12 protein-coding genes are annotated in these 12851 nt (G+C 72.8%); 4 read left to right on the forward strand and 8 right to left on the reverse strand.

The window, feature by feature from the left end:
* Positions 1–6: 6 nt before the first annotated feature.
* The 7 genes from LX83_RS35690 to eccCa form a co-directional block, all read right to left on the reverse strand.
* A complete protein-coding gene (locus tag LX83_RS35690; RefSeq protein ID WP_253780031.1) occupies positions 7–990 on the reverse strand; it encodes a hypothetical protein in 984 nt (327 codons plus the stop codon).
* A 37-nt stretch (positions 991–1027) separates the two neighbouring features.
* Positions 1028–1846, reverse strand: a complete 819-nt coding sequence (locus tag LX83_RS35695) for a hypothetical protein (RefSeq protein ID WP_253780035.1) — start codon at positions 1844–1846, stop codon at positions 1028–1030.
* A gap of 45 nt (positions 1847–1891) precedes the next feature.
* Positions 1892–3184 (reverse strand): WXG100 family type VII secretion target, encoded by a 1293-nt coding sequence (locus tag LX83_RS35700; protein ID WP_253780037.1) that lies wholly within the window; start codon positions 3182–3184, stop codon positions 1892–1894.
* Entirely contained in the window at positions 3181–3561 is a 381-nt protein-coding gene (locus LX83_RS35705) for a hypothetical protein (RefSeq protein WP_253780039.1), read from the reverse strand. The genes LX83_RS35700 and LX83_RS35705 overlap by 4 nt, the downstream gene beginning before the upstream one ends.
* A gap of 116 nt (positions 3562–3677) precedes the next feature.
* Positions 3678–3998, reverse strand: a complete 321-nt coding sequence (locus LX83_RS35710; RefSeq protein WP_253780048.1) for a WXG100 family type VII secretion target — start codon at positions 3996–3998, stop codon at positions 3678–3680.
* A 40-nt stretch (positions 3999–4038) separates the two neighbouring features.
* Positions 4039–4374, reverse strand: coding sequence for a hypothetical protein (locus tag LX83_RS35715; protein ID WP_253780051.1), 336 nt, complete (start codon positions 4372–4374; stop codon positions 4039–4041).
* A gap of 59 nt (positions 4375–4433) precedes the next feature.
* Entirely contained in the window at positions 4434–8405 is a 3972-nt protein-coding gene (gene eccCa / locus LX83_RS35720; RefSeq protein ID WP_253780053.1) for a type VII secretion protein EccCa, read from the reverse strand.
* Between the two features lie 101 nt (positions 8406–8506).
* Here eccCa and LX83_RS35725 point away from each other — a divergent pair, with 101 nt between their 5' ends.
* From LX83_RS35725 to eccD, 3 genes are read left to right on the forward strand one after another with little or no spacing between them, the layout of a single operon-like run.
* The gene (locus LX83_RS35725; protein WP_253780056.1) at positions 8507–9106 is read left to right on the forward strand and encodes a WXG100 family type VII secretion target; all 600 of its coding nucleotides are present in this window, start codon (positions 8507–8509) and stop codon (positions 9104–9106) included.
* Between the two features lie 11 nt (positions 9107–9117).
* Positions 9118–9474, forward strand: a complete 357-nt coding sequence (locus LX83_RS35730; protein WP_253780059.1) for a YbaB/EbfC family nucleoid-associated protein — start codon at positions 9118–9120, stop codon at positions 9472–9474.
* Positions 9471–10853, forward strand: coding sequence for a type VII secretion integral membrane protein EccD (gene eccD, locus LX83_RS35735; RefSeq protein WP_253780062.1), 1383 nt, complete (start codon positions 9471–9473; stop codon positions 10851–10853). The genes LX83_RS35730 and eccD overlap by 4 nt, the downstream gene beginning before the upstream one ends.
* A 56-nt stretch (positions 10854–10909) precedes the next feature.
* On the opposite strand, the gene LX83_RS35740 is transcribed toward eccD, so the two are convergent.
* Entirely contained in the window at positions 10910–11728 is an 819-nt protein-coding gene (locus tag LX83_RS35740; protein WP_253780064.1) for a nuclear transport factor 2 family protein, read from the reverse strand.
* A gap of 64 nt (positions 11729–11792) precedes the next feature.
* Here LX83_RS35740 and LX83_RS35745 point away from each other — a divergent pair, with 64 nt between their 5' ends.
* Positions 11793–12797 (forward strand): helix-turn-helix transcriptional regulator, encoded by a 1005-nt coding sequence (locus LX83_RS35745; protein WP_253780066.1) that lies wholly within the window; start codon positions 11793–11795, stop codon positions 12795–12797.
* The last annotated feature ends 54 nt before the right edge of the window (positions 12798–12851 follow it).

Consider the following 12851-nt stretch of genomic DNA (forward strand, 5'->3'; position numbering starts at 1 on the left):
GTCGGCTCACCGCGCCGGCTGCGGTGCCGCGCCCCCGCGCGTCGCGTCGAGCCTGGTGATGATCTGGTTGATGACCCGGTCGTGGTTGTCGTCCCACAGGCTGTTGGTGTAGATCTCCAGCGGCTTGTTGAGCGGGTGCTGCAACCAGGAGTTGCCCTCGCCGTAACTCACCAGCACCAGGCTGCCGTCCTCGGCCCGCCGGCCGTACCGGATCACGTAGCCCTCGTCGAGGATGTGCTCGTCGGCGACGGTGTAGTTGATCGTCAGGTCGGTGTAGTTGCTCGGATCGGGGGAGGGGTAGGTGAACGAGTACACGTAGTTGCCGCCGCCGTCCGCGTCGATCCGCGCACCGGATGGGGTGGCGGCACCCGCGGTCGCGTTGGGCACCGGGTCGGTGCGGATGGCCTCGCCGGCAACGGCTTGCACGTCGTCGAAGCGGAACGGCGTCGGCGTCTCCCGCCGGTAGGTGTGTTCCTGGTCGAGCAGGTCCCACCAGGGACCGACCTCGAACCCCTTGGCGCCGACGATGTTGGGGATCAGGGAACCCGGCACCGACGGGTCGCGCGGCGTGAGCCTGATGTAGTCGCGGTCCTCGCTGGCGACGATGCTGGCGCCGCCCTGGCCCCACTGCAACCAGCCCTCGCCCGCGGTGTCCTTGCCCCGCACCAGCTCGTTCACCTTCGCGGCTACGGCCTCGTCGTGTTGCTGGAACCGCTGGCTGACGTCCAGCATGCCGGCCGCGATGGCGATCAGCTGACGGTCCTTCTCGACCAGCCCGCGCACCGAACGGGCCACCGACTCGCCGTGCGCGGTCGCGGCGAACTGCGACGCCTCGGGCAGCGCGCCGAAAGCGCCCGCGGCGAGCGGGCGCGCCTCCAGGGTTTTCGCGGTCTCGCGCAGCACCCCGCCCTGGTTCGGCAGCTCCCTGGCCGCCGCGGACACCTGGGCGTGCTCGATCTGAAACCCCTGCCCTGCCTGGTCACCGTGCACGGCGACCCCCCTTCTCCCGCCCGAGGCGGGCGGATCCTCATGCCGTGGCGTTGCGCTGGATCGCCGGGTCGACGAGCAGGTTCAGTTGCGTGGCCCGGGCTCGGTCGTCCGCGGACTGCGCGTCGTGGACCGACTTCATGCCGGCCCGCATCCGCTCCAGCTCCTGTGCGCTGCGCTCCGCCTGTGCCGTGCACTCCTGCACGGTCCGGGCGTTCGCGCTGGCGGCCACCCCGGCGCCGGCGGTGCCGCCGAACGCGCCCGCGGCGACCCGCGTTCCCGCCTGGACCATCCTGGCCGCGTCACTGATCTGCTTGCCCGGGTTGAGCAGCCGCTGCATGGACCGGATCAGCTCGGCCAGGTCGACGGCCATGCCGCCGGGGTTGCTGGAACCGCGCTGGCTCTGGACCGGCTGGACCGACTGGCTGGAGCGCTGGCCGGCGGCGGGGTCCGGTGTGGACGGTGCGGGTGCGGTGCCGGCGTTCGGGGACCGCACCGCGCGCTGGGCGCGGTCGAGGAACTGGCGGTACCGGCCGCTGGTGTAGGTGGACCAGTCGCGCCACCCGTAGCGCTCGCGGATCGCGTACGCGTTCCTGGCGTTGGTCGCCGGGTCCAGGTTCGCCTGTTCGTTGCGGTGCGCCTGGTCGAACCACCCGCCGTGGCCCGGGTTGACCGAGCGGATCTGCCACAGGCCCACCGAGGGGCCGTACACCTCGGTCCGCAGGTGCAGGTCGCCGAGCGCGTCGGAGTCGCCGTGGGACTCGGCGAGCGCGACCGCGACGGCGGTCTCCAGGTCCGAACCGGTGAAGCCGGCGTCCGCGGCGTGCCGTGCTATCTCCTCATCGGTCAGTTGCGGCATGTTCCACGCCTTTCTCAGCGGTGTTCGGTCTTTCTCCAGCGGTGCTCAGTACGGATAACCGGGTCGCGGGTACTCCTCGGCCGGGGCCGCGCCGATCACCGGTGGTGCGGTGTCCTGCGGTTCGCCCCAGACGTCCTCGGTCTCGGTCAGCCACGGCGGGATGCGCCGCGCGCTGTCCATGTCCGAGCCGGCCGGCGCGAACGGCATCATCGGCATCATGGGTGCGCCGCCGGCACCCGCCTTGACCGCGCCCGCGGTGGCGCCGAGCGCCGCTGCCGCCGCGCTCGGGGTCGGCCCGGCGCCGGTCATGCCGACGCCCGCGACCGGTTTCGGCGCCGCGCCAACACCGCCGACGACACCCCGGCCGGCACCGGCCTCGCCCTTGCCGCTGCCGCCGAGGCCAGCACCGCCGATGCCCGCGCCGCCGATGCCCGCGCCGAGCCCGAGGGCGCCCAGCCCGGTGCCGCCGTTGGGCTGGGACGGTGTGCCCGGTGTGGTGGTGCCGGGTGGCGCGGCCGGCTGGTCCACCGCGGCCGGCGGCTTCTTCGCCGCCCAGTCGGGAACTTTCGGCAGGGCCGGCACGAGCTGCCTGGCCACGGCCGCGGACGCGGCACCCAGACCCGCGGTGAACGTGCCGCTGAACACCGGCGTGGTGGTGGCCGTCCCGGTGCTGTCCGGTGGCGACCAGGAGGACTGAGCGGGGTCCCGCTGTCGCATCCAGTCGTCGACGCCCGCGCGCCCGCCGGTCGCTGCCTGGCGGGCTTCCGGTGAGGCTGGGATGGCCTGGTCGGTCACCTGGTACTCACCGGCCAGCGCGGACATCACCGCGATGGCGCGGGCGTGTGCGGCGTTGGCCACCTGCGCCGCCTGCTGGTGCGCCTGCACCGCGGCGATCGCCTCGGCGCGCAGCTGCTGCAGCCGGGCCACGGTCTCGGCCGAGGTGAACGCGTCCACCTCGATCGGCGTGGCGGCCAGTTGCGCGGTGGCCGGGGGCAGCTGCGGCACCTCGACCGGCACCGGCATCTCGACCTTGGCCTTGACCAGCACGTCGGCCGCCTGGTGGGCGAGATCGCGCAGCGTGAACGCGGTGTCGGCGATCCGGCGCAGCCCCGCGCCCAGATCACCGATCATCACCTGGTACTGGTCGGCCGCGGTGCCCCGCCAGCGGTCCCGGAACCGGGCCAGCCGGCTCTCCAGGTTGCCGGCCTGCTCGTGCAGCCGGGCCCCGATCCCGTCCCAGGCGTCCGCGGCCGAGCGCACCCCCGCCTCGTCGGAGGCGTGCAGCATCGCGTACAGCTGCTGGTGGGGGTACTGGCCGAAGTTGGTCGCCGGCTTCATGCCGCCTCACCCCCGGTGTCCGGTGTGGACGGTTTCGAGCCGGGCAGTGGCCGCAGCGCGGCGCCGAGGGCGGACAGGTCGGCGGTCAGGCCGTCGTCGTGGGCCCGGTAGGCCAGGGCCACGGTGTTGGTGACCTCCTCGGCGAAGGCGATGGCCTCGCCGGCCTTGGCGAGCAGGGTGGCCATGTCCGCCACGGCCGCGTGGTGGGTCTGGTCGAGTGAGTGCGCCTCGGTGAACTCGCCGAGCGGCAGCACGAACTCGGCGAGCGGGGCCAGTTCGGTCAGCTGCCGGGTGGTCGCGTGCAGCTGGGTGGTGAGTTCCTCGGTGAACTCGGTCAGAGCCGGGAGGTCGACCGAGAAGAATCCGGAGCCGGACATGGCGGCCTTTCCAGGTGCTCGACGGGTGACCGGGGTGGGTGGCCTGGCGGCGCACCCACCCCGGGGCAACGGACCGGAGTGTGGTCAGGCGTGCGCGGTGCCCTGGTGCGTGTGTCTCACGCGGAGGCGAACTTGCTGGTCAGGCTCTGGTCCAGCGCGGCGGCGTCGGTCGCCGACGTGCTCAGCAGGTTGCCGATGTTGGTGATGATCTGGGACATCTCCGCGAGCAGCCGGCGGAGGTTGGCCTCGGCGACCTGCGCGCTGGCGCCGGACGCGCTGCCCGAGCCGTACCAGCTCTCCCGCACCGGGCCGAGGGCGGTGTCCAGATCCGACACCGACTGGCTGATCTCGCCGGAGTACTTGACCAACGACTGCCCGGCCGTGGTGACCGCGGCGTAGTTCATCGCGACGGTGCCGGCCGATGGTGAGGTCTGCATTGTTCGTTCTCTCCCTTCGCGTGGTTCGCGTCGAGCCGGGTCAGCCGTTCAGGCCGGCGTGGATCGGCCCCACCTGCTGGTTGAGTCGGGCGGCCTGCTCTTCCGCGAAGGACGCGTGCTGTCCCATCACCTCTTTGAACTTCTCGCCGATGACGTTCAGTTCAACGGTGGCCTTGCTGATCTTCTCGTTCAGCAGCGCGTGGTTCTGGTCGAACGCCAGTCGGGCGGCACCGTTGAACATCCTGGTCTGCCCGATCGCGTTCGTCACGTCACCGTTCATCTTGCTCATCATTTCCTGGATGCGCTTCGCGGTGGCGTCGAAATCGGTCGCCGCCTTGGCGATGATCGCCTGGTCGAGAAGAACTCCGTCAGCCATGGTCGACCTCCTTTCAGGACCGAAGCTACGGCGGCTTCAGCACGCCACCAACGGCACTTTTACCCACATTCGCCCGGCCAGCCGACCTGGATCAGGGACGGGGCGCCGCGCCGGCGCACCAGCACGCCCCGGCCAGGCGGTTGCGGTCCCGGCCGCACGTCGCCGAGCAGCGGGCCCTCGTCCCGGTCACCGGACATCACCAGGCCGGGCGAGCCGAGTTCCCGCATCCGTTGCAGCACCGGGTCGAACAGGGCCCGTGCGGCGCCGCCGCTGCCGCGCGTCACCACCAGGTGCAGGCCGATGTCGCGGGCGTGGGGGAGGAACTCCAGCAGCGGACCCAGCGGGTGGGTCAACTTGCCCGGCGCCGCCACCAGTTCGTAGTCGTCGATCAGCAGGAACAGCTCGCGGCCCTGCCACCAGTCCCGGTTGCGCAGCTGCTCCGGGGTGATCTCGGGACCGGGCAGGCGTTCCCGCATGGCGTCGGCCACCTGGCCGATGAAGTCCGCGAGCACCGGCTCGGAGCCCGCGTAGCCGAGCAGGTGCGGCTCACCGACCGCGCCGAGCAGCCCGCGGCGGTAGTCCACCACGATGATCCGCGCCTCGTCGGGCGTGTAGCGGCGGGTGATGCCGTGCGCGATGGTGCGCAGCAGCGCGGTCTTGCCGCACTCCACGTCGGCGAACGCCAGGAAGTGGGGGTCGCTGTCGAAGTCCAGCGCCACCGGCTGCAGATCGGACTCGGCGATCCCGAGTGGAATCCGGTGCCCCGACGACTCGCCCGACTCGTCCAATGTGGACAGGGGAACCATCCTCGGCAGCAGGCGCACCTGGGGAGCGGGCTCGCCGGGCCAGGCCGCGGTGACCCGGGCGACCAGGTCCGCGGTGCCCGCGCCGAGGGTGGTGGCACCGGTGTCGCCGTCCACCCTGGGCAGTGCGGTCAACATGTGCAGGCCGTCCGGGGTGATGCCGCGCCCCGGCGTGTTGGCCGGCACGTTGACCGCGACACGCCGGTCGATCACCGAGTCGGTGGGATCGCCCAGCCGCAGCTCCAGCTTGGTGCCGGTGCTGTCGCGCAGCGGCGTGGGCAGGTTCAGCCACCAGGTCGAGCTGACCACGACGTGGATGCCGAAGCCGAGCCCCCTGGTGGCGAGCCGGGTGACGGTCTCGGCGAGCTGCTCGAACTCCTCGCGCACCGTGGCCCAGTCGTCCACCACCAGGAACACGTCGCCGAACACGCGGCCGTCCGGTCCGCCGGTGATCTCGGCACGGCGCTGCCGGAACGTCGCCACCGAGTCGATGCCGTGCTCGGCGAAGAACTGCTCGCGCCAGGCGAGCAGGGTGACGACCTCCGCGACGACCCGCCGGCAGCGCTCCGCGTCCCGGCGCACCGCGTAGCCGCTCACGTGCGGCAGGCCGGACACCGGTCCCAGCGCGCCGCCTCCCATGTCCAGCAGGAAGAACTGCGCCTCGGCCGGGGTGTGGGTGAGCGCGAGCGCGGCGATGAGGCCGCGCAACAGCGTGCTCTTGCCGCTCTGCGGGGCGCCGAGCACCAGGACGTTGCCTGCCGCCCCGGAGAGGTCGAGCCACAGCTGGTCGCGGCACTGCTCGAACGGCTTGTCCACAATGGCCACCGGCACGGCGAGCCGGCCGTTGCCGCTCCAGCCGAGCGGGCACAGGCCCCGCACCGGGTCGACGCCCAGCGGCGGGAGCAGCGCGTCCAGTGTGGGCGGTTCGTCCAGCGGCGGCAGCCAGATCTGGTGCGCCGACGGGCCCTTGCCGGCCAACCGGCTCAGCATCGCGCCCATGATGGTCTCCCCGGTGTCCTCCTGGCCGGTGGTGTCCGGCAGCACCGGTGCGGGCGGCAGCGCCGGAGCGGGGACCGGGGCGAGGGTGAACGGGAGCACCTGCCGGCCCGGCGTGGCCACCGGCACCGCACCGGTGGGCCTGGCCGGCAGCTCGCCGGACACGTAGGCGGCCTTGAGCCGCACCAGCGTGTCGGTGTCGCTCTTCAGGTAGGCCGACCCGGGCACCGCGGGCAGGTGGTAGGCGTCGGGCACGCCGAGCACGGCGCGGCTCTCCGCGGCCGAGAAGGTCCGCAGCCCGATCCGGTAGGACAGGTGCGCCTCCAGCCCGCGCAACCTGCCCTCCTCCAGTCGCTGCGAGGCCAGCAGCAGGTGCACGGCCAGGCTGCGGCCGAGCCGGCCGATCATCACGAACAGGTCGATGAACTCCGGCCGGCTGGAGAGCAGTTCGCTGAACTCGTCGATGATCACCAGCAGCGCGGGCAGCGGGGCCAGGTCCGCGCCGGCCTCGCGGGCCTTGGTGTAGTCCCGCACCGACGCGTAGTTGCCGGCCGCGCGCAGCAGTTCCTGGCGCCGCACCAGTTCGCCGTTGATCGCGTCGGCCATCCGGTCGACCAGCGCCAGGTCCTCGGACAGGTTGGTGATCACCGCGCAGGTGTGCGGCAGATCGGTCATGCCGGCGAAGGTCGCGCCGCCCTTGAAGTCGATCAGCGCCAGGTTCACCGCCTCGGACGAGTGGGTCACGGCGAGGCCGGTCACCAGGGTGCGCAGCAGTTCGCTCTTGCCGGACCCGGTCGCGCCGATGACCAGGCCGTGCGGACCCATGCCGCCCTCGGCCGACTCCTTGAGGTCCAGCTCGACCGGCCGGCCCTGCGGGTCGACGCCGAGTGGCACGCGCAACCGCTCGCGCGGCGGCCGGGGCTGCCAGCTGACCGCCGGGTCCACGTCCCTCGGGTCGGCCAGGCCGAGCAGGGTGGCCAGCGCGAGGGTGTGCGCCAGCGGGGTCTGCCTGGCCGCGACCGTGCCGAGGTGGAACGGGGACAGCGCTCTGGCCAGCGCTTCGGCTTCGGCCTCGGTCAACCGGTCGGGCACGCCGAGCGGGCGGAACGTGCCGGAGTCGCTGTCCCAGCCGACCCGCATGCCCATCCGCTCGGCGGACACGTGCAGGGACAGCGTGTGCTCACCGGGCGTGTCCAGCGGCACCTCGGTCAGTTCCAGCACGGTCACCCCGTGCATCCCGGTCTCGGCCATCAGCCGGGAACCCCCGGCCGTGCGGCCCCCGTCCACCACCACCAGGACGTGCGCGACGTCGAAACCCATCCCGGGTTGCCGGGTGAACGCGGGCCGCTCGCCGAGTTCGGCGCCGAGCAGGTCGGTGAGCGCGTCGAGGTCGCCGGCCACCAGCCGGACCGGGCCCACCGGGTCGGTGTCGTCCGGGTGGTGGGTGTGCGGCAGCCACTTCAGCCACTCCCAGTCGGCACGCCGGTCGCTGGCGAGGCACAGCGCGATCCGCAGGTCGGCCGGCGCCTGCAGGGTCGCCGCCTGCGCCAGCAGCGCGCGGACCAGATCGAGCACCCGCTCCCGGGAACCGCTCACCACCACCCGGGAGAAGGCCCGCAGCGAGATCGCCACGGGCAGGTCGGGCACGGTGCGGTAGGTGCGGATGAAGTGCCGCAGCGACGTGGAGGACACCGGGTCCAGGTCCTCCAGCGGCACTGTCCGGGGTGGACTGAGCGGGGTGGCCAACTCGTGCGTGCCCCGTCCGACGCGCAGCTGGCCGAAGGTGGGATCGGACCGGCGCCGCTCCCACAGCCGCTGGCTGCCCGCGAAGGTCCACAGCTCGGTGGGGTCGGGCTGGCCCGACTCCAGGACGAGCCGTTGCCGGTCGGCGGTCTCGTGCACCTGCTTGCGCAGGCCGGCGAGGTAGCGCTGGTAGTCGCGGCGCTCCTCGTTGATCCGCTTCCTGCTCGCCTGACGGCCGCCGGCCAGTGACATCACGACCATGCCCACCATGACCAACACGAACAACCCGCCGAAGATGTAGGTCATCGGGCCGCCGGATCGTCCGATGTAGACGAAGGACATGGCGCCCATGCCCAGCATCATCGGTGCCATGACCAACAGGTGCAGCATGCCGTTGCCGCCGCCGCGGGCCAGGGTCGGCGGCGACTCCAACACGATCTCGCCCTCGGGCGGCAGCACGGCGGAACGGCTTCTGGACGGGCTCGTCACGCACCCGAGTGTGACCGCTCGACCTGCGGCGGGGGTGGGTAATTCTGCCGTCCTGGCGACGGGTGCCGTTACCTAGGCTGACCGGGACGAGGAGGTGGGTTGTGGACATCAGCCAGGTAACCGAGATCCTCAGGGCGGGCTTCACGCTGCTGGACGTGGCGCTCGGTCAGGTCACCGGACAGCCGGGCGAGCTGCGGGCGAAGGCACAGGAGTGCGACCGGTGCGCGGCCATGATCGGGTCGGCGGCCAGTTCGACCAACCAGGTGGTGACCCAGCTGGGGCAGACCTGGAACGGCCGGTCCTACGACGCCTGCCAGCAGGCGTCCACCCAGCTGGTGGACCAGCTCAACAACGTGCTCAAGCGCAGCCTGGAACAGGAGAGTCAGCGCCTGGTCTCCTCGGCCGACGCGCTGGAGAAGGCGCGGCAGGCGATCGAGCAGCTGCAGCAGACGTTCACCCAGGCCGCCCAGGTCGTGGTGCGGTTGCTGAACATCGCGCTGCGGCTGTTGGCGTTCGGGCAGAAGGCACAGGCCATGGTGCAGTTCTTCCTGGCCCTCCGGCAGGCGATCACGGCGAAGAAGATGGCCGAGGCCGTCTCCAAGGGGATCACCGCCGGCCTCAGCCAACTGCTGACCACGTTGTTCAGCGGTATCGGTACCAGCAGCAGCAACACCCTGGCGCTCACCAGCGCCAGCCGCTGACGGAGGTTGCCATGCACCCGGAGTTCGACAACCGCGTGCCCCCGGTCGCGCCCGAGGCCGAGATCGAGGAGATGATGGCGCGGTTGCAGCGCCGCCAGCAGGAGATCGCGCAGATCCAGCGCGGCGTGGACGCCATGCTGGTCAAGGGGTTCTCCCGGGCCAGTGAGGTCACCGCCACGGTGCGGGGCACGGGCCGGCTGGTGGAGATCTCCATCGACCCGGTGACCGTCCGCCGCCACGACGCCCACGACATCGGCGCCATCGTGACCGAGGCCGTCAACGACGCGCTGGACCGGTTGGCCGCGGCCACCCAGGCGCGCTTCGCTCCCGTGCTCGCCGACGGCCAGGACTCGTTCACGGCCCGATGACCACTCCGACCGCGACACCGCGCCGGGTCACCGTGGTGACGCCGCACCGGCGGATGGACGTCGGCCTGCCGCTGCAGTGCACGGTGGCCGAACTGGTTCCGCAACTGGTCCACCTGGCCGGCGAGGCGCCACCGCAGGCACGCCCCAGCGCCGGCTGGACGCTGTCCAGGTTGGGTGAGCCGCCGCTGTCGCCCCGGCTCACCGTCGCGGCCGCGGCCCTGCGCGACGGGGACGTGCTCCAGCTCAACCCGAGGACCGCCCAACCGACACCGCTGCTGTTCGACGACGTGGTCGACGCGATCGCCAGCGCCGCGCGCACCAGGAAGGGCGCGTGGCAGCCGAAAGTGGGGCGGCGGCTGGGCATCGCGGTCGCGGCCGTGCTGTTCGTGGCGGCCACCCTGCTCACCGCGTTCGGCCTGGCCGGGCACCTGTCCGCGCCGCTCGCCTCGGGCGGGTTCGCCGTGCTGCTCGCCCTCGTGGCCGGTGCGCTCGCCCGGGTCTACGGGGACCAGGACGCCGCCAGCGCGTGTGCGGCGGCCGGCCTGGGCGCGGCGTTGTGCGCCGGGCTCACCGCGCTGCCGCCGCACGCGATCTGGCCGCTGGGGGCCGAGCAGCTCGCCGTCGGGCTGGGCGCGGCCACGCTGTACGCCGCGTCGGCGGCCGCGGTGCTCGCCCGCCGCCTGGCGTGGTTCGCGGCGGCCGCGGTCGCGGCCGGTGGCGGCGCGCTGGTCACCGCCACCGTGCTGCTCTTCGACGTGCCGCCCGCCCGTGCTTCGGCCGTGGCCGCGGCCGCGGCGATCGGGCTCACCGTGGCAACCCCGGTGATCGCCATGCGGCTGGCCCGGTTGCCCCTGCCGTACGTGCCGGCGGACATGGAGTCGTTCCGGGTTGACGAGCGCCCGGCCTACGACTCCGAGGTGCTCGACCTGACCTCCCGGGCGGGCGAGATCCTCACCGGACTGCTCGTCGGGATCGGCGCGATCGCGGTGGGGTGCTGCGCCGTGCTGGCCACCGACCGGTCGAGCTGGGCACCCGTGCTGGTGGGCCTGGTCGGCACGGCGTGGCTGCTGCGGTCCAGGGCCTACGCCGGCGCGGCGCACCGGGTGGCCCTGGTGGTCGTCGGGCTGGCCGTGCTGACCGTGCTCGGCGTCCAGCTGGTGTCCACTGTGGCCGGAGGCTGGCTGGTGGCCAGCGCCGTGGTCGCCGTGGTCGCCGCGGCGTGCTGCCTGTACTACGCCGCCCGCGTGGTGCGCAACCTGCGCTCGCCGTTTCGCGGGCGCTGGCTGGACATCGTGGAGTACGTCGTGCTCATCGCGACGCTGCCGGCCGCCGGCGCGGTCCTCGACGTCTACAACGCCGTCCGCGACGCGATCAGCTGAGCCGGAGGGCCCAGCCGCCCGGTCGCCTGGCCACGCGGTCGGTGTCCACCGATGGTTCAGCCCGCGGCCAGGGCGTCACCGGTCGGGGCGTCACCGGTCAGTGCCTGCGCGACGGTCAGGCTGTCCTCGTAGACGTGGTAGCGGGTGATCACGCCGGCCTCGACGGTGAGGTGCAGGGCGCACCGGGCCGTGTACGCCCTGCCCGAAGCCCGCACGGTCTGCCGGATGTCGCCGAGCACCACCGCGTCCGGCCCCTCGACCAGAACCCTGGGCGCAACCCCGTCCGGCCGCTGGGGGACGTGGAAGGCGTTCAGGGCGCGGAAGTGGTCGGCCACGTCGGCGCGCGTCGACCGGGGGCGGATCCAGGGCACCGCGGGGTGCCCCTCCGCCGGCCAGCCCAGCCGCCAGTCGACGGTGTCCGCGAACAGCTCGGCGATCCGCTCCGGGTGGCCCTCGGACAAACGGCCGAGGAAGTCGGCCACGACAGCACGGGTGCTCGCCTGCTCACCGGTGAACTGGTAGTCGCGCTGGATCCGCCCGTCCCGGTCGAGCACGGCGAACACCACACCGCTCCACACGGGAACGCCGCCGGCCGAGGGAACCATGTGCGTGGCGAAGGTGACGGCGTCGTGGTGGCGCAGCACGTCCGAGGCCACGACGAAGACGAACCCGCCCGTGGCGACGAACTGCTCGTGGGCCTCGGTGACGCGGGCCTCGACGGCGTCGTGCCCGTGGTACTCGCTGGTGTCGGTGTACTCGACGCCGTCGTCGGCCCACAGCTCGGTGATGATCCTGCGCCGCAGCGCGGGGTCGGGCTCGTTCCACACGGCGGCGTAGCGGTTGACGAAGGTGTCGACATCGGGTGTTGCGGTCATGGTCGTGACGCTACGGCCGGTCCCCTGACATCTTCTGTCAGTGGAGTTCGGCAGAGTGGTGGGCATGCGCGCGAGCCGTCTGGTGTCCCTGCTGTTGCTGCTGCAGACGCGTGGCCGGATGACCGCTCAGGAGTTGGCGGACGCCCTGGAGGTGTCGGTGCGCACGATCTACCGGGACGTGGAGTCGCTGAGCGCGGCCGGCGTGCCGGTGTACGGAGAGCCCGGGCACGAGGGCGGCTACCAGCTGCTCGACGGCTACCGGACCCGGTTGACCGGGCTCAGCGCGGCCGAGGCCGAGGCGGTGTTCCTGACCGGGCTGCCCGCGGCCGCCACCTCCCTGGGCCTGGCGGCGGTGGCCAGCGCGCGGCTCAAGCTGACGGCCGCACTGCCGGCCGAACTGCGCGACCGGGCCAGCCGCATCGCCGAGCGGTTCCACCTCGACACCCCACCGTGGTACCAGGGGGCGGAGCACACCCCCCACCTGGCCGCGATCGCGGACGCCACCTGGAACCAGCACGCCGTGCGGATCCGCTACCTGCGCTGGGCGCAGCCGCACGAGATCACCCGGACCGTGCAGCCGCACGGCCTGGTCCTCAAGGGCGGTCACTGGTACCTCGTGGCGCGCGGTGACGGCCAGTTCCGCACCTACCGGGTCTCCCGCGTCCTCGACGCGGACGTGCTCACCGGGCGGTTCGACCGCGCCGAGGGTTTCGACCTGGCCAGCCACTGGACCAGCTACCTCAGCCGCTTCGACCAGTGCCGCCACCGCGACACCGCCGTCGTCCGCCTCTCCCGCCGGGGCCTCGACCGGCTGCCCCACCTGCTGGAGCCGGTCATGGTCGACGCCGCCCGGCGAACCGCGACCGAACCCGACGCGGCGGGCTGGACGCGCGTGGCCGTCCCCATCGAGTCCGTCGACGTGGCCGCCACCGAACTCCTCAAGCTCGGCGCCGACGCGGAGGTTCTCGCACCCGACGACCTCCGCGAACAGATCATCCGAACCGTGCACGAGATGAACCGCGTCTACGGCGGGCGCCCGGCCAGCCCGCACCCGAGGGCCGACCCGTGACGCGCCCGAGGCGGCCGCCGACCCACACACGCTGACCCGTTCCTGGTGGTCCCG

This window comes from Goodfellowiella coeruleoviolacea, from assembly GCF_024171785.1.
GTDB lineage: Bacteria > Actinomycetota > Actinomycetes > Mycobacteriales > Pseudonocardiaceae > Goodfellowiella > Goodfellowiella coeruleoviolacea.